Here is a 17,745-nt window from a genome sequence, read left to right as displayed (position 1 = left end):
AGACCGTCATGAGTGAACAGGAAATCAAGGTTCCCGATCTCGGCGGGGCAGATGAAGTTGAGATAATTGATGTTTTGGTAAGTGTTGGCGACTCGGTTGAGGCGGAGGATTCGATCCTGACGGTTGAAACCGACAAAGCCTCCGTAGACTTGCCTTCCCCCGGTGCTGGCAAAATCACCAAACTTAGTGTGAAGGTGGGGGATAAAGTTAAAGAAGGTGATGTGGTGGCGATGATGGACGCTGGCGGAGCCTCGGATGATGACACCGACGATGAGCCGGAAGATAAAGCGGAGAGCGAGGCCAGTTCTGAAGCACAGCCTGAACCTGAAGAGAGCAAACCTGCACCGAAGAAAAAATCCGGCGGCTCACGTAAGGAAACTGTTCTGGTGCCGCCTCTGGACGGAATGGAAGACGTGCCGGTTATCGAGATCAATGTGGCTGAGGGCGATACCATTGAGGTTGATGGGCCTCTGGTGACGGTTGAATCCGATAAAGCCTCTATGGAAATTCCGTCGCCCTACGCTGGCAAGGTGGTCAAGATTCTGGTGGCGGAGGGCGACAAGTTGTCTGAGGGCGACAAGCTTCTGGAACTGACCGTTGCCGACGATGGCAGTGAGGAAAACGAGGAGGGCGAGGCAGAGAGTGAAGCGCCTGCTGCTGACTCTGGCGAAGATTCAAAACCGGAGCCTAAGGCGGAAAAACAGTCGCAGAAAGAGCCAGAAGCACAGTCTCAAAGTTCGACTTATGAGCCGCCTTCACCGGGCGCCAAAGTTCACGCTGGCCCTGCCGTGCGCAAGCTGGCCCGTGAGCTGGGTGCAGATATGACTCGCATCAAGGGGTCGGGCCCTAAAAGCCGGATTCTGAAAGACGATGTGAATAGTTATGTAAAACATCAGCTGCAACAGACCCAGCAAGGGAGCGTGGGGGCGACCTCTGGCTCAGGAATACCGGCGGTGAAACTACCGGACTTCAGCAAGTTTGGGGACATTGAAAAAGAGCCAATGTCGCGGATGATGGCGGTTACGGCCACCAATATGCAGCGCAGTTGGCTGAACGTGCCTCACGTTACTCAGTTTGAAGATGCGGATATCACTGACATGGAGGCGTTCCGCAAATCCCAGAAAACGGCAGGTGAGAAAAAAGGTGTGAAGATGACGCCTTTGCCGTTCATTCTGAAAGCTTGTGCAACTGTGCTGGCTGAGCTGCCGCAGTTCAATGTGTCTCTGGATCTGGAGCGCAAAGAGGTGGTTCGCAAGAAGTACATTCATATTGGTATTGCTGTGGATACGCCGAATGGGCTGATGGTTCCGGTGATTCGCGATGTGGATCAGAAGGGGCTTTGGGATTTGGCGGCAGAAAGTGCCGAGCTCGCCCAGAAAGCTCGGGACAGGGAGTTGAAGCCGGCAGACATGCAGGGTGCCTGTTTTACGATTACCAGTCTTGGTGGTATTGGGGGTACGGCATTTACGCCGATTGTGAATACACCGGAGGTGGCGATTCTTGGGGTTTCCCGGGCGGCCATGAAGCCGGTGTGGGATGGGGGTGAGTTCCAGCCTAGGCTGATGCTGCCTTTGTCTTTATCCTACGATCACCGGGCGGTGAACGGGGCTGATGCGGCGAGGTTTACCTCGTTGCTTAGTCAACTGCTTGGGGATATTCGTACCCTGCTACTTTGATAGCCGGTAGATTCGTCCCCAGCCTTTAAGGCTTGGGGCGGCGAGAGGCGGGCAATACAATTCAGGACACGCTACGAGCCCATCCATGGGGGCTTGTTTCGGGCCATCCTTGGCCCTCTACAGTCCTGAATTGTATTGCCCGCCTCTCGCGTTCTGGCCCCTCCGTTTTCGCTGTGCTTTACTGCGTTTCTAGCTTTGCGTCGCTCGGGCCATTGGCCATAGAGTCTTACCTGTTCACTATCCTGTGATGCAAAATAATCAGAGAGCACTGCCATGAACGCCGCTGAAGTATTGTCCAAACCGCTAAGCCTAAAGAACGGTAAGATTATTCCGAACCGCTTCGCCAAGTCCGCCATGAGTGAAACTCTGGGTACGATTGATAACCGGGTTACGCAAGAACTCGTGACGCTATACCGTACATGGGCGGAAGGTGGAACTGGCCTGTCGATTACCGGGAATGTGATGGTCGACCGGCGGCACATTGGTGAGCCACAGAATGTGGTGCTGGAGGATGAACAGGATATCGAGCTTTTGAAAGCTTGGGCAAAGGCGGGTAAGGCTGGTGGTAAGCAGATTTGGATGCAGCTGAATCACCCCGGTAAACAGATTCCGAAAATGCTCAACAAGGAGCCGGTGTCGCCCAGCGCGATTCCGTTCCGTAAGGAGATGCAAAGCATGTTCGGTACGCCTAGGGCGCTCACCGGGCCGGAGGTTGAGGATATTGTTGAGCGGTTTGCCCGCAGTGCCGCCATTGCCGAGAAGGCAGGGTTTGATGGTGTGCAGATTCACGGGGCCCATGGGTATCTGGTTAGCCAGTTTTTGTCGCCACACCATAATCAGCGTACGGATGAGTGGGGCGGGTCGGCAGAGAAGCGGATGAAGTTTGTGCTTGAGGTTTACCGGGCTATTCGGGCGTCTACAAATCCCGATTTTTGTGTGGGCATTAAATTGAATTCGGCTGATTTCCAGCGTGGTGGTTTCACGGAAGATGAGTCTTTGGCCGTTATCGATGCTTTGGCGAGTGAGGGTATTGATCTGGTTGAGATCTCGGGGGGTAATTACGAGAGCCCTGCCATGGCGAAGGGAACCGGCAAAGGAAGTGGTGGCGTGAAGCAGAGTACTTTGGCGCGCGAGGCTTACTTTCTGGAATTTGCGGAGAAGGTTCGTAAACGTGCGGATGTGCCTTTGATGGTTACCGGAGGATTTCGTACCAGTGAAGGGATGGCTCAGGCTATTGCGTCTGGAGCGACGGATTTGGTGGGGCTAGCTAGACCATTGGCGGTGGAGCCGGATTTACCGAACCGAATCATGTCGGGGGAAGCCTTCACAAGCCTTGTAAAGCCGATAAAAACCGGCATCAAGGCAATCGACAATATGGCTCTGATGGAAGTGAGTTGGTATGCCCGCCAACTTGGGCGTATGGGTAATGGGAAACCGCCCCGGCAGCATGATAGAGGTTTGCTGTCTTTGGTAGAGGTGCTTGGCGTGATGACCACCCGAGGCGTTAGAACCCGGTTGCGGGCAGGTGAGTGAGTTCCCCATTTAACGTTTGTAGGTATTGAACGCATGAGCAAAGAACTGAATCTCGCAGCCATTATTTATGACAACGATGAGCAGCCCGTGGATAAGTTGCTACACAAGGTGGCAGCAACACTGAATCAGCGTGGTGACAGAACTGCCGGGCTGACGATGGCATTGAATGAGCGGGGCTTGCGGCGAGAGCCTATGGCGCTCCAAGATCTGGAAACCGGCAAGGAGTATTCCATAGCCCAGAATCTGGGGAAGGAGTCGCAGTCCTGTTGTCTCGATCCTCGCGGACTGGCAGATGCCACCAACGTGCTGCGCGCTTTGGTCGAGCAGCCACCTAAGCTGGCAGTTGTGAACCGCTTTGGACAGCAGGAAATCGACGGTAAAGGATTCCGCACGGAGTTTGTTCAGATACTGGATGCAGGTATTCCGGTTTTAACGGTGGTGAAGCGTAAGTTCCTTGCGCAATGGCACGAGTTTGGCGGTGAGGATGCAGTAGATCTACCCTTTTCAGAAGACGAAGTGTTGCGGTGGTGCGACGAGCTTTTGAGCGTATAGAATTGCTTAGAGCCGCCTAGAACAAATGCTCCGCAGTGCGTAGCTGGATAGAATCAAGAGCATGACGGCCAAACACACCTACTTAAAACACACTACATTTGCGTTTCTCGATATTGAGACCACGGGCGGTAATTCATCGCACGATCGCATTACCGAAATCGGAATTCGTTTCTGGCGTTCGGGCGAGGTGATTGGTGAATGGCAAACGCTTCTGAATCCGAATGCTCGCATCTCGCCTTTTATCGAGCAGTTAACGGGCATTTCGAATGAAATGGTGTCTGATGCGCCAACGTTTGAAGCCATAGCAGATGAACTTGAAGAGCAGCTGCGAGACACGGTCTTCGTGGCCCATAACGCGCGCTTTGATTACGGTTTTATCAAATCGGAATACCGCAGGCTTGGTCGGCTATTTTCTGCGCGGGTATTGTGCACTGTGAAGCTTTCTCGGCGGCTGTACCCGGAGTTTCGCAGGCATAATATGGATGCATTGATTGAGCGCCATGGGTTGAAGCAGGTGCAGCGTCACCGGGCTATGGGGGATGTATCCGCCATGCTTGAGTTTTTTACTCATGCTTTGGCAGAAAAGGGTAATGAAGAGTTAGAAGGAGCAGTCGGCGCTCTTTTGCAACGGCCGAGTATTCCATCACACCTGCCACTGGATACCTTAAGGGATTTGCCGCGAGGGCCCGGAGTGTACCGGTTTTATGGCGAGAATGATGCGCTGTTGTATGTGGGGAAAAGCACCAATATTGCCCAGCGCGTAGCGTCGCATTTTTCGGGAGATCATAACACCAGCAAAGGAGTGCGCATTTCTGAAAGCCTGCGCCGCGTGGAGTGCACAGAAACCGCTGGTGAACTCGGAGCTTTGCTGTTGGAGCTTCGCCAGATCAAAACTCTGAATCCTCTTTTTAACCGCCGTTCCCGAGCGGCCAAAAATTTAGTGAGTATCGAGCTTGCCCCAAACGAGTCTGGCTATTTGCAGGCACGACTCGTGAGGGAGATTGAGCCGCATCGGCTTGCCAGCTATTACGGGTTGTTTCGTAGCAAGCGTGATGCAGAGCGAGCGCTGAGTGGTATTGCGGCCAAAAACGAGCTTTGCAACCAGCTGCTAGGCCTTGAGCCAGCGCACGGCGGCCCTTGTTTTCAGCGGGCTCTGGGGCGATGCAAAGGTGCTTGTGAGGGTTCTGAAGATGTTGCCCGCTACAATCTTCGAGTGCAGATCGCGTTCCACGAACTGCGCTTGCGAACTTGGCCGTGGAAGGGGCCCGTTGCGATTGTGGAGCGGCGCGCAGACTGGGTGCAGCCGGATATTCTGGTGATCTACAATTGGATGCACGTCGCCACCTTGCACGATGAGCAGGAGCTTCAGGATTTGTCACTGCGTGGCCAGTCTGTCACCTTCGATCTGGACTCCTACAAGCTGTTGATAAAGGCACTGATGGCACCGCATCGGAGCGGGAGCCATCAGGAGCATTCCGTGCTAGAACTGCCCGCAGTGGGTGAGCCGGATGTGCTTATGCCCTGAGTGGCGTAGTATAAGTTATTGGTCCGCACACATACGTACTTGTCTGCGGCGGCAACTCTACTATTTTTATAGGCTTAACTGCTTTCCTGAGAGAGATCTATGCACAAAGAACCTGTGAGTCGCGAACTGTTTGATGAAGTCATGGTGCCCAACTACTCTCCCGGTGCCATTATTCCGGTGCGAGGCGAGGGTTCCCGTATATGGGATCAAGACGACCGCGAGTTTATAGATCTTCAGGGTGGCATTGCGGTGAATTGTCTGGGGCATTCGCACCCTGGTTTGGTTGGGGCCTTGCAAGAGCAAGCAGAGAAAATCTGGCACCTTTCCAATGTTATGACCAACGAGCCGGCTCTGCGCTTGGCCAAAACCCTTTGCGACCTCACCTTTGCTGAACGAGTATTTTTTGCCAACTCCGGAGGTGAAGCTAACGAAGCTGCTTTTAAGCTTGCGCGTCGTTATGGTTGGGAGCACACAGGGCCAGAGAAGCATGAGATCATCTCTTTCAAAAACGCCTTCCACGGGCGCACCCTATTCACCGTAAGCGTTGGCGGTCAGGCAAAATACCTAGAAGGCTTTGAGCCAGCCCCGGGTGGCATCCACCACGCAGACTTCAACGACTTGGAATCGGTTAAAAAATTGATATCCAAGGCCAAGACCTGTGCTGTGGTTGTGGAGCCGATTCAGGGTGAGAGTGGCGTTGTTCCCGGGACACCGGAATTTATTGAAGGGCTGCGTAAACTCTGTGATGACAACGACGCTTTGTTGATTTTTGATGAGGTTCAATCGGGCGTAGGCCGCACAGGCCATCTTTATGCCTACCAGATGTACGGAGTCGTGCCCGACATTCTTACCAGTGCGAAAGGTTTGGGTGGTGGCTTTCCGGTAGCAGCCATGTTGACCACGGCAAAGGTTGCCGCGAGTCTTGGCGTTGGTACCCACGGCAGCACCTATGGTGGTAACGCACTGGCTTGTGCTGTTGCCCAGAAGGTTATCGATACCGTAAGCCAACCGGAAATTCTTAAAGGTGTGAAAGCTCGTTCTGATCACTTGCGCAAAGGCATGATGGATATTGGTAAGCGTTATGAGATTTTCAGTGAAGTTCGCGGTGAAGGGCTTTTATTGGGTTGTGTGTTGACCGAAAAATGGAAAGGCAAAGCGAAAGATTTCCTGAACGCAGGCTTGGATGAAGGTGTGATGGTGTTGATTGCTGGTGCCGACGTGATTCGACTGGCACCTTCGCTGATTATTCCGGATACGGATATCGATGAGGCGCTGGAGCGCTTTGAAGCTGCTGTTAAAAAACTGACTGCTTAGGAGCTGTTATGTGGCTGGTACGCCCGGCCTTGCCGAGTGATGTGAACCAGATACTTGAGATTGCGGGCACGGTCGATTCTGAGACTGCCCGCCTTTCATCCACGCTGCCAAGGCAGCGGGAAGCTCTTGCGGAAAAAATACAGCACTCACAGGCGTCTCTAGCCGGAACGACCTCTGGCGACAGCCAGCCACCAAGAATGCTTTTTGTACTGGAAGATACAGCCACGGGGCGGATCCATGGTACAGCGGGCATTGATGCGCGCGCGGGAAATGGCCAGCCTTTTTACAATTACCGCCGCGATGCGCTTATCCATGCCTCCCATGAACTTGGCATCTCCAGCCGGGTAGATGTTCTATACCCCAGTCACGGGTTAACCGACCATACTCTGCTTTGCTCGTTTTCCATCACGCCTGAGTTACGCAATACAGACGCCTTTGAGCTCTTATCCAGAGCGCGAATATTGTTTATGGCGGGTCACCGAGACTGGTTTACCCATAGGGTTGCGGTGGAGATTCAAGGCGTTCAGCTAGCCGACGGCAAAGTACCCTTCTGGGACAGCTTGGGGCGCCATTTTTTTAATATGGACTTTGATACTGCTGATCAGCATTCCGGTCTGCTTAGCAAAACCTTTATTGCTGAGTTAATGCCGCCCAACCCTGTGTATGTCACCCTGCTCTCTGAATCGGCTCAGGCGGCCCTGGGGCAGCCTCATGAGCTGACTGTGTCGAACCTTGAACTGCTTCAGCGCGAAGGTTTTCAGGCAGGCTGCTATCTGGATATTTTTGATGGCGGGCCAGTGCTTGAGGCGCGAACTGATGCCCTACACACGCTGGTGATCAGTCAGCCCAAAACGCTTCACGGAGCTATTGAGAGTGAGGTCGAGAGTGCTGGTGAAAACGGCGGAGATTTATGCCTGATTGCTGCGGGAGAGGGCGCCGGATTCCGTTGCACTCTGGCCAAAGCGGCTGGCACGCTTGAGGGAACACTCAAGGTGCCCGTGAAAGTATGGGAAGTGCTGGAAAAAACAGCCGGTGACGAAGTGAGGGTAGCGCCATGCTAGTCATCCGTCCGCTACAGGAAACCGATCTTGAAGATCTCTACGCTATGGCCCAAAAGGCCGGTAAGGGATTGACGACATTACCAGCCGACCGGGACCTATTGCAGCGCAAGATTGCTCACGCTCAGCAAACGTTCAATCAACGTTGTGCGCCAGAGGCGGGCTTATATTTGTTTGCGCTGGAAGACACGGAAGTTGGCAAAGCTGTGGGCATTAGCGGCATTCAGGCGCGGGTAGGTTTGGATGAGGTATTTTATAACTACAGGCTCAGCGTTACGGTAAATGCCTCCAAAGAGCTGGGCGTTCATGTGCGCACGCCAACGCTCCACCTCTCAAACGATATGACGGATACCAGCGAGATATGCTCGCTGCTGCTCTCTGATGATTACCATGGCGGTGGTAACGGGCTATTGCTATCACGCTGCCGCTTTATGTATCTGGACGAGTTTCGTAAACACTTCTCTGAAAAAGTATTTGCAGAAATGCGCGGCGTGTCTGATGAGCAGGGCCTGAGCCCGCTATGGGATGCGCTCGGCAGCAAGTTTTTTGATATGGAATTTACCCAAGCGGATATGCTATCGGGCCTTGGTAATAAATCCTTTATTGCAGAGTTGATGCCTAAGTATCCCATCTACTTGCCCATGCTGCCGGATTCCGCGCGCGCAGTAATTGGCCGTGTTCACGGCAACACAGCCCCAGCACTCAAGATGCTGCAGGCCGAGGGGTTCAACTTTAATGGCATGGTGGATATTTTTGACGGGGGGCCGGTGGTCGAGGCTTTTGTTAACACCATTCGCACGGTGCGCGACAGTATCAATCGCCATGCCATGATCGCCAAAAAAACCATCAACCTTGATGTTCCGGCCTCAGAGCGAGTAATGGTTTCCAATCGTTCGTTCCGTAATTACCGAGTAACCACCGTGCCGGCCAGTTGCATCAGTACCGATACCGTCAGCTTACCGCCTGCTGTAGCGGAAGCGTTGCAGATTGAGTCGGGCGATCCGGTGCGTTTGGCACCCCTAAAAGAAAGACCGAAGGCAGCAGTACACGCATTGGGCTGAATGCCCTACACATCCAGTAACGGGAGAATGAGTGATATGTCAAATATGACAGGCGAGCTGTTTATCGGTGGGCTATGGCTTCAAGGCCACGGACCCGCGTTTGAGTCGATTCAGCCCGTTACCGGCGAGAATGTTTGGGAAGGTTCTGGCGCCAGCCTTGCAGATGTGGATGCAGCCGTGCGCAGTGCTCGGGATGCTTTTCTAAAGTGGCGCCGCAAGAGCTTCGCTGAGCGTTTGGCGGTTGTTGAGGCTTTTGGTGAGTTGTTGGAGTCCAACAAAGAAGAGCTTGCCCACCAGATTGGTTTGGAAACCGGTAAGCCCCTTTGGGAGTCGCGTACGGAAGTGGCAGCCATGGCCGGTAAGATAGGTATTTCGGTGAAAGCCTATAACGAGCGTACCGGCCATACTGAATCCGAGGTGGCGGGTGGTCATGCCGTACTTCGTCACCGGCCCCACGGCGTTGTTGCCGTGTTTGGCCCCTACAATTTCCCCGGCCATCTTCCGAATGGTCATATTGTGCCTGCGCTGCTTGCGGGCAACACAGTTGTTTTTAAGCCCAGTGAGCTTACTCCCGGTGTGGCAGAGCTCACAGTTAAGCTATGGGAAAAAGCGGGCTTGCCCGATGGTGTTATCAATCTGGTTCAGGGTGCAGCGGACACCGGAAAATCGCTTGCAGGCCACCCGATGATTGACGGCATTTTCTTCACAGGCAGTTCAACTGTAGGCCATAAGTTGCATGAGCAGCTTGGCGGCCAGCCTGACAAAATTCTTGCCTTGGAAATGGGCGGCAACAACCCGCTGATTGTGCAGGATGTTGCAGATATTGATGGCGCAGTTCACCACGCGCTGCAGTCTGCATTTTTGTCGGCGGGCCAGCGTTGTACATGTGCCCGCAGATTACTGGTTCCCAAGGGCAAAAAGGGCGATGAGTTTCTAGATCGTTTAGTTGCAGTGTCTGCGCGTATTCAGGTGGGAGAGTTTGATGATAAGCCGCAGCCGTTTATGGGCTCGGTTATTTCTGCGCGAGCAGCAGAAAAGCTGTTGGCTGCGCAGGCGAGCATGCTGGAGCAGGGCGCAACGTCTTTATTGGAAATGAAGCAGATCAAACCAAACACAGGCCTTCTTTCCCCCGGTATCGTTGATGTAACGGGGTTGGAGCTGCCAGATGAAGAGTTCTTTGGGCCGCTGTTGACAGTCTATCGTTACAAGAGTTTTGACGATGCTTTGGAGTTGGCTAACAACACCCGCTACGGGCTTTCTGCAGGCCTGCTTTCTGATGACAGAAAGCTCTACGAGCGATTGCTGGAAGAGGCGCGTGCAGGCATCGTCAATTGGAACCGACCTTTAACGGGCGCCAGCAGCGCTGCGCCGTTTGGTGGCGTGGGAGCCAGTGGAAACCATCGCGCCAGTGCCTACTACGCAGCGGACTACTGCGCTTCGCCTATGGCCTCTCTTGAGGCTGGCAAAAGCGAGATGCCAGACAGTCTGGCACCCGGCCTTAATTTTGATTCCTAAAGATCAGTTTTGAGCCCTATTTTCTGCATCCGGATGGACGGAACTATAAACCATGGTTAAGCATGCGGTAGAAGCAAATTTTGATGGTCTGGTTGGCCCAACCCACAATTACGCAGGCCTGTCCTGGGGTAATGTGGCATCAAAGTCTAATGTGAACGCGGTGTCTAACCCCCGTGAGGCTGCTCTCCAAGGGCTAGCCAAAATGAAGCGTTTAGCGGATCGTGGTTATGTTCAGGGTATTCTTCCCCCCCATGAACGGCCTCATATTTCGTCCCTAAAATCGCTTGGGTTTAGCGGTACTGATGCACAGGTTCTGGAGCAAGTCGCAACTACTAGTCCGTCGATTCTGGCCGCGGTGTCGTCGGCTTCTTCCATGTGGACGGCAAATGCCGCCACTGTGTCGCCAAGTGCCGATACCAGCGATCACCGGGTGCATTTTACGCCAGCGAACCTGAGCGCTAAGTTTCATCGCTCTATCGAACACACCGTGACCGGGCGCACTCTGAAATCTATCTTTGCAGATGAAGGCTATTTTGCCCACCACCCCGCACTGCCTTCGGTCAGCCATTTTGGCGATGAAGGCGCAGCCAACCATACTCGGTTGTGTGGCCACTACGGTGAGCCGGGAGTCGAGTTGTTCGTGTATGGTCAGGCGGCTTTTAACGAGCAGGCGCCAGCGCCGAAAAAATATCCGGCTCGACAAACCCTTGAAGCATCACAGGCCATTGCCCGGCTTCATGGGTTGAAAGATAGCCGTGTGGTATTTGCCCAGCAGAATCCGGCAGCCATAGATGCCGGTGTGTTCCATAACGACGTTATCGCGGTGGGCAATGGCAATACTCTGTTTTATCACGATATGGCTTTTCTTAATGAAGAGCAGGTGCTGACAGATATCCGTGCCCGCCTTACCGGTGCTGAACTTGAGGCTGTTCGTGTTAGCAATGCAGATGTACCCCTTGAGGATGCGGTGGCCTCATACCTGTTCAACAGTCAATTGCTGAATACACCAGACGGCATGCTGTTGGCTGTGCCGGGCGAGTGCAGGGAAGTGGCATCGGTGAGCAAGTATTTGGATAAATTGCAGGCCGCTGGCGGACCCATAACGGCGGTGGAAGTGTTTGATGTGAAGCAGTCCATGCGTAATGGCGGCGGCCCCGCCTGCCTGCGTTTGCGTGTGGTTCTGAATGATGACGAACTTCAAGCGATGCATCGTGGGGTGCTTCTGACCGATGCCTTGTACGAGCGCTTGACTACTTGGGTCGAAGCCCACTACCGCAGTGAGCTTACGCATGATGAATTGGCCGACCCTATGTTGCTGGATGAAGTGCGCAAAGCACTGGATGAACTAACCGGAATTCTGGGGCTGGGGTCTATCTACGACTTCCAGATGTAGCCGCGCTTTAAGATCTCACGAGGAAGCGGCTATTGAAGAGGTCAGCATATCCATGGTGTGCCGGATAAGGCTCTCGGCAGGAAAGTTGCCGTTACTCTCGCTGGCTTCCGACTGGCACAGCAAAATGGTGCCATGCAAGGCGCCCCTTAGGTAGAGAGCCGTCTGTTCGGGGCTATGAATGCGCTGGCGGTTCATAGTTCCGTCTTTCAGGCCCAACTCGATGGCCTCTGTCATCAAGCCCATCAGTTCAGATTTAGAACAGAGCATTTCCTCTGCTTGAGCTTCGTCGGCCTCCGCCATGGCGGTTGAGGCTTTGGTGAGCGCTGAGAAGTAATCCGGCTCTTCCATATAGAAGCGGTAATAAGACTCTCCCATCGCTCGTATCTGCTCCAGCCCCGTATCAGCCGTTTGCCTAGCATTTCGGAAACGGTCAGACAGGCTGTGCCCCGCCCGCAACATAATCCCGCGCTGAATGGCGGCCTTGTCCTTGAAGTACACATACAACAGTGCCCGGCTTAGGCTTGCTGTGCGTGCGATGTCGTCCATGGATGTACGCTCATACCCCTTCTCCGAAAAGACCCTCTCTGCGGCATCCAGAATAGTGTCATAACGGGCCTGCTTCTCCCGTTCCCGGCGTGTCTTAAGCTGTTCAGTCATTCGGTTCTCTCATTGGGGTCTTCTTCAGGCTAGTTAGCCCAGTCGAAATGGCAATACATTTAATGAATGAAAGCTGATTATTGACATAATGTCAAAGAATGACATTATGTCGCAATCACAAACCGAATTTCCGCAGGAAGCGGTATCGACACTAACTTGAGCACGGACGAAAGGATACTTTATGACCCTACTTCGCACCCCTGTTGCCCTTATTTTTCTTGCAGCCTGTGGCTTATTACTTCTCTCCGGTTGCAAGGCTGATGATATGCCGCCTGAGTCATCTGGCAAGCATGTGGTATCGGTGCGTGTTTCGGAAGTTACCGGGGGCGAGGCTCAGGAAATAACCCTGCGTTTTTCAGGCATTGTGCGCTCAACCCAGCGAGCAACACTGACGTTTCAGGTTAGCGGTACCCTGAAAGAACGTGCAGTGGAACTGGGTCAAACGGTTGCCGCGGGTGATGTGCTAGCCCGGGCTTACAACCCTGCGCTGGAGCCAGCGCGCGATTCGGCGCAAGCGAAATTGGATGAGTTGAACACCCGTTACGATCAGGCCAAGCGTGAGTGGGAACGCTCCAGCCGTTTGCATGAGCGCGGTGTGGTTTCCGAGCAGAATCTTGAACAAATTGCTGCCCGCCGGGACTCCCTAAAAGCCAGTGTAGCCACTGCTCAAGCAGCTCTGGCGGAAGCTACTCAGCTTTTACAGGAAAGCACGTTGCGAGCGCCGTTTGCGGGGCGTGTTGAAGCGCTGTTGGTACAGCGAGACGAGTTTGTGGCAGCGGGCCAGCCGGTTATGCGCTTATCCTCACCCGAGGGGAAGGAAGTAGAAGTACGGGTGCCTGCCTACCTGTTGGCCCATGTGTCGCTCGATCAGGAGTTGCCTGTTTGGTCTGTGCAGAATCGCAGTGCAGCGCCGGTGACCGGGTCTGTTGTTGAAATTGCTCAAGCCGGAGCCATCCGTGGTGAGCTGCATCCGGTTCTGGTCAGCTTACCCATTAACACTCTGGATACTGGCGAGCCAGTTGAAGTGGGCATTACTCCGATTCGCGAGTCTGCGATCACGGTTCCGCTTTTGTCGGTGGTCCGCAGTGCCGATGGCATGATGGTGTTTCGCGTGCGTGATGGCGTGGCCCGGCGTGTGCCTATCGAAGTTGAACGTGTAGTCGGTGAGCGTGTTGTGGTGCGCACCGGAGAGCTAGAGCCCGGAGATCAAGTGGTATACGCAGGTATGACTCGCCTCGCCGACGGTGATGCCGTGGAGGTGCGCTAATGACGCGCCGATTACTCAATTTCCAACGCCTATTGGGCATGGTGGTTACCATGCTTTGCCTCCTGGGTATTGCGGCGTACAGCACCATGCCGCGCCAGGAAGATCCTTCTTTTCCCTACCGTGCGGGTCTGGTTTCAGTAAGCTACCCCGGCGCTAGTGCCGATGCCGTTGAACGGTTGGTTTTAAGGCCACTCACTGATGAATTGCGCCAAGTGGAAGAGGTTTACGTTTCCCAGGGCACTGCTCGTACCGGCGTAGCGCTTGTTCGGCTGCGGCTTAATGATAATATTTATGACACAGATCCGGCGTGGGATCGTGTGCGCCAAGCGATGGAGCGTGCAAAGCAGGATTTCCCAGACGACGTTGGCCAGATGGTTCTGGACGACCGGTTGATCGACAACCCTGCCATCGTGCTTGCCATTGGTGGCGCACCTTCGGTGAGTGAACTCTCAGATGTCGCCGAACGGCTTAAACAGAACCTATCTGATCTTAGCGGCGTTTCCCGCATAGAGCTGGAGGGGGACGCTGATGAACAGATTACGTTGGCACTGGACGATGCCGCGCTTTATCGGCTGGGTATTTCGCCCGCGCGAATTCTAGAAACCCTAGCTCAACGTAACCAAACAACCCCTGGTGGCTTTGTCGTTGTAGACGGCCGTCGCTTATCCGTGCTTCCCAACACTGAATTTGCCGACATTGATGCCATCCGTGCAACTCCCATTGAGCTTCCTGACGGTTCGCAGGTGCCATTGGCCGCTGCTGCTGATGTATGGCGTGGCCCCGCTGAACCGCGCCAGCCTGAAACATGGTTTGATGGCGAGCGCGTTGTATTGCTCTCGTTGATTATGGAAGAGGGCACCACCGATGCGATTCGGTTTGGTGAAAGAGTACGTGAGCGGCTAGCCGAGGTGCGGCCTGATTTCGAACCTTATGAAATCCGCGAGATGTTTTTCCAGCCAGACAAGGTCTCGGAGCGCTTGGATAATCTAGCGTGGAGTCTGGTGCTTTCGGTGTTGATTATCGTGGCGGTGGTGTTTACCGGCATGGGCATTCGCATGGGGCTGCTGGTGGCGTCTATTCTACCGATGGTGGCGTTGATCAGTGTTGGACTTTACGATCTCGGCGGCGGTGTTCTGCACCAAATCGCGGTGATCGGCATGGTGATCTCCTTAGGCATTCTGATCGACAACGCCATAGTGATTGTCGAAAACATTCAGGGACATCTGGACGAAGGCATGCGTCGTTTGGACGCCCTGCGCAAAGCCGTCGGTGAGCTTGCTGGCCCGCTCGGAGCTTCCACGGGCACCACGCTTGCGGCCTTTGCACCACTTTTACTGGCCAAAGGCGGTGCGGCAGACTTCACTCGGGGCGTGCCGGTGATGATTATGCTCACACTGTCTGTTAGTTATTTGCTGGCGATTTCGGTGGTTCCACTGCTGGCGGCAAGATTCCTCAAGCCTCGCCGCAACGCCGAGGCTGATCGCTTGATTGGCTTGGCGCGCTTTCTTGGTGGTTTGGTATACCGGCATCCTAAACGGCTGATTGCCGCCGGTGCTTTGTTGGTTGTGATCAGCCTGACTATGACCACGTTTATGGCACAGCAGTTCTTTCCCAATGCCGATCGGCCTCAGGTAATTGTTGAGTTGTTCATGCCAGAGGGCACAGATCAGCAACGCACTGCTGAAGCCGCTGCTAATTTAGAACACGCCATACGCTCACAGCCCAAAGCGCTGCAAATCCATCGTTTTGTTGGTTTTACAGGCCCAGCCTTCTATTACAACCTTCAGCGTGCACCTCAGGCACCAAACAGGGGGCGGCTCGTGGTAGCGACGCCAGCACTTGAAGACACGACAGAAATGATTCGCTGGATTCGTGCCCATGTGGATGAGCAAATGCCCGAGCTAGACGTAAGTGTTGGCGTGCTCGGCCAAGGCCCCCCAAGTATTGCACCGGTAGAAGTGCGCGTATATCACGCCGACGACAGGGAGCGCACCCACGCGGTTGAGCAGCTGTTTAGTGCGTTACGTCAGGTGGAAGGTACTGTAGATGTTCGCCATGATTTGGATATTGGCGTACCTAGCATTGCCATCAACGTAGACGACGCCACCGCAGCCAGATACGGGCTTACTCGCGCCGACGTTGCTCAAAGTCTCTATGGCCAGAGCTTCGGGGTTGTTGCCGAGCGCTACCGGCAAGAAAAAGACCCGATACCGCTGGTGCTGCGCTCGCAGGAAGGTACATCGCTGCCATTGGCAAGGCTTCTGTCGGTAAACATCTACAATAGCCGCGGTGAAGCAGTTCCGCTGTCTGCCGTTGCTAGTGTTGAAACCACTTGGGAGCCCGCCGCACGCTATTCGCGTAACGGAACCCGGCTAAACACGGTAACGGCTAACCTACTCAACGGGTATAGTTTTAGTCAGGCGTTGAGTGGTCTGGAGTTGGCGCTGCAAGATAACCCACTGCCTAAAGGCACTCGCTTGGAAATGGGTGGCGATGCAGAAGGCTCCGGCGATGCCAATGGCGCGCTGTTAACCGCTGCGCCAATCGGCATACTCTTACTGCTGTTCTTCCTGCTGCTGCAGTTCAACTCATTCCGGCGGGTTGGTATCATCTTGCTGACAGTGCCCTTGGCCACCGTGGGCATATTCCCTGGCCTAGTTCTCTCCGGCTCACCCTTCGGGTTCCAGTCGCTGTTGGGTGTTATCGCACTGGTAGGCATTGTAGTGAACAACGCCATAGTGCTCCTTGATGTGATGGACCGAGAGTTGGAAAACGGCGAGAACATCCACGAAGCCATGCGCAAAGCGGTCGTACAAAGAACCCGCCCCATTCTACTGACCACGGCAACCACAGTAGCTGGCCTGCTCCCATTGGCCTTCTCCAGCTCCACACTCTGGCCCCCGATGGCATGGGCCATTATCTCCGGACTTCTGGCCTCGACCGTATTGACCCTATTGGTTATACCCGCAGTGTGTACTCAGTTGATCAAAGTGAAAGTTGCGGAACCGGAAAATGCTCCGGCTTAGGCTAGGCGCGATATTGGCGGGTTTACCGGGGCTTGATAAGAAGCCCCACCCGCTGGCCCACGGGTACATTCCGATTTGGAAAAACAATTGCCTCTGGTGTAGCACCAACTCTGTAGCAGGTATCGTCATCCTCCCAGATCACGGTGCCTGATGCGTACTCGGTAAAGTTGGCCACATCGTCCGGAACATGAAATCGGAAGTTTTTCCCGGTATTCAGAATCTCGTGCACCACTTCGAAAACCGTGAGGTGGTCAAAAGGTGACTGTTTGACTGGGGTAGGGTTGCCACAAAAACGCCGCCGAAGTGCCTTCTTGATCCCTTCAAAACGAGAAAGGTCATTCATTCCGAATGGATGAACCTTACCGAGCTCCACAGTAAAGCTCTCAGAATTCAGCACGGATGAAGAAAATGATGAAAACGTAGTTCCCACCTTATGTTGCAGCAACAAAGTTTGCACCTCTGCCTCAAGCAGAAAATCACACTGACTCTCTGGCACCTGCCGACCCTCAACAAACGGATAAAGCGCAAACTTCTCCCGCTGGGATGGCCTTATAGCGGTGTGTAAATCGTAGTGGGAAAGCGCTTGTGGATGCGCCATCGCAAACTGACGACACATCTCCTCAAGAAACTGCGCCCGCGCTGCTTCTGGCAGTCCTTTATATTCTGGCTTGCTATAGGCACCGTTGAACAACCGATTAAGATTCACATCCAAAAACCGCTCCCCGGCCACCATAGCTGGCGGGTTCCCCAAAATCAGTAGCAGCGGACAAGCCAACAGCCACTCGCCGTTCAACAGCTCGCTGATTAGCGCGTTTAGAACCTCAAAAGGAGCGGTTTCGTTGCCGTGAATACCGGCTGAGATAATCACTGCCTCCTGATTCGGATTGGCACGATCGGGGGGCGGCGTGATATGCAAAACACCAACGGCTTTACGGGTTACGCGGGTGCCATCTGAGAGGGTGGTTTTGGTTTCGGGAAGATCAGCTGTGGCGTTGGCAAGTGTGTGGGCTAGCCAATCAGGGTTGGCATCAAATAAGTGTATTTGTGCAGTTGCTGTCATGAGGGCTCCCCGAAGAGTTTGGAGGGCAGGCGGTTACGATCCTTCCGGGAGTGTCTGAAGCCATGGATGGCTTCAGTCAAGCGCACATGGATGTGCTCGTAGCGTCTC

Annotated in this window: 13 protein-coding genes; 11 read left to right on the top strand and 2 right to left on the bottom strand. The window is 54.1% G+C overall.

Annotated elements, in window-relative coordinates; all coding sequences use genetic code 11:
• Positions 1-8: 8 nt before the first annotated feature.
• The 9 genes from aceF (at position 9) to astB (ending at position 11,627) form a co-directional block, all read left to right on the top strand.
• Positions 9-1,676, top strand: a complete 1,668-nt coding sequence (gene aceF, locus MWU62_RS04870) for a dihydrolipoyllysine-residue acetyltransferase (RefSeq protein WP_247113811.1) — start codon at positions 9-11, stop codon at positions 1,674-1,676.
• Between the two features lie 273 nt (positions 1,677-1,949).
• Positions 1,950-3,209, top strand: a complete 1,260-nt coding sequence (locus MWU62_RS04865) for an NADH:flavin oxidoreductase/NADH oxidase family protein (RefSeq protein ID WP_247113810.1) — start codon at positions 1,950-1,952, stop codon at positions 3,207-3,209.
• A gap of 33 nt (positions 3,210-3,242) precedes the next feature.
• Positions 3,243-3,761 carry a DUF2478 domain-containing protein gene (locus tag MWU62_RS04860; protein WP_247113809.1) on the top strand — a complete coding sequence of 173 codons (519 nt, stop codon included), beginning with the start codon at positions 3,243-3,245 and terminating at the stop codon, positions 3,759-3,761.
• A 61-nt stretch (positions 3,762-3,822) separates the two neighbouring features.
• Complete coding sequence (locus MWU62_RS04855) at positions 3,823-5,286, top strand: exonuclease domain-containing protein (protein ID WP_247113808.1); 1,464 nt, start codon at positions 3,823-3,825, stop codon at positions 5,284-5,286.
• 99 nt (positions 5,287-5,385) lie between these two features.
• Positions 5,386-6,600 carry an aspartate aminotransferase family protein gene (locus MWU62_RS04850; RefSeq protein ID WP_247113807.1) on the top strand — a complete coding sequence of 405 codons (1,215 nt, stop codon included), beginning with the start codon at positions 5,386-5,388 and terminating at the stop codon, positions 6,598-6,600.
• Between the two features lie 8 nt (positions 6,601-6,608).
• Positions 6,609-7,661 carry an arginine N-succinyltransferase gene (locus tag MWU62_RS04845; RefSeq protein WP_247113806.1) on the top strand — a complete coding sequence of 351 codons (1,053 nt, stop codon included), beginning with the start codon at positions 6,609-6,611 and terminating at the stop codon, positions 7,659-7,661.
• Positions 7,655-8,719, top strand: coding sequence for an arginine N-succinyltransferase (gene astA / locus MWU62_RS04840; protein WP_247113805.1), 1,065 nt, complete (start codon positions 7,655-7,657; stop codon positions 8,717-8,719). The genes MWU62_RS04845 and astA overlap by 7 nt, the downstream gene beginning before the upstream one ends.
• A gap of 36 nt (positions 8,720-8,755) precedes the next feature.
• Positions 8,756-10,234, top strand: coding sequence for a succinylglutamate-semialdehyde dehydrogenase (astD, locus tag MWU62_RS04835; protein WP_247113804.1), 1,479 nt, complete (start codon positions 8,756-8,758; stop codon positions 10,232-10,234).
• Between the two features lie 52 nt (positions 10,235-10,286).
• Positions 10,287-11,627: an N-succinylarginine dihydrolase gene (gene astB / locus MWU62_RS04830; RefSeq protein ID WP_247113803.1), complete on the top strand. Its 1,341-nt coding sequence runs from the start codon at positions 10,287-10,289 to the stop codon at positions 11,625-11,627.
• A 15-nt stretch (positions 11,628-11,642) separates the two neighbouring features.
• Here the strand turns inward: astB and MWU62_RS04825 are convergent, their stop codons facing one another.
• A complete protein-coding gene (locus tag MWU62_RS04825; RefSeq protein ID WP_247113802.1) occupies positions 11,643-12,284 on the bottom strand; it encodes a TetR/AcrR family transcriptional regulator in 642 nt (213 codons plus the stop codon).
• A gap of 181 nt (positions 12,285-12,465) precedes the next feature.
• Between MWU62_RS04825 and MWU62_RS04820 the strand changes: the two genes are divergently transcribed.
• Both MWU62_RS04820 and MWU62_RS04815 read left to right on the top strand, forming a co-directional pair.
• On the top strand, positions 12,466-13,551 hold the full coding sequence (locus tag MWU62_RS04820; protein ID WP_247113801.1) for an efflux RND transporter periplasmic adaptor subunit: 1,086 nt from the start codon (positions 12,466-12,468) through the stop codon (positions 13,549-13,551).
• A complete protein-coding gene (locus MWU62_RS04815; RefSeq protein WP_247113800.1) occupies positions 13,551-16,577 on the top strand; it encodes an efflux RND transporter permease subunit in 3,027 nt (1,008 codons plus the stop codon). The genes MWU62_RS04820 and MWU62_RS04815 overlap by 1 nt, the downstream gene beginning before the upstream one ends.
• A 22-nt stretch (positions 16,578-16,599) precedes the next feature.
• Here MWU62_RS04815 and MWU62_RS04810 read toward each other — a convergent pair whose 3' ends face one another.
• A complete protein-coding gene (locus tag MWU62_RS04810; protein ID WP_247113799.1) occupies positions 16,600-17,637 on the bottom strand; it encodes a succinylglutamate desuccinylase in 1,038 nt (345 codons plus the stop codon).
• Between the last annotated feature and the right edge of the window lie 108 nt (positions 17,638-17,745).

The organism is Marinobacter sp. S6332 (genome assembly GCF_023016045.1).
GTDB lineage: Bacteria > Pseudomonadota > Gammaproteobacteria > Pseudomonadales > Oleiphilaceae > Marinobacter.
The sequence above is the reverse complement of the archived record's forward strand: the minus strand, read 5'-3'. Positions and strand labels throughout refer to the sequence as shown.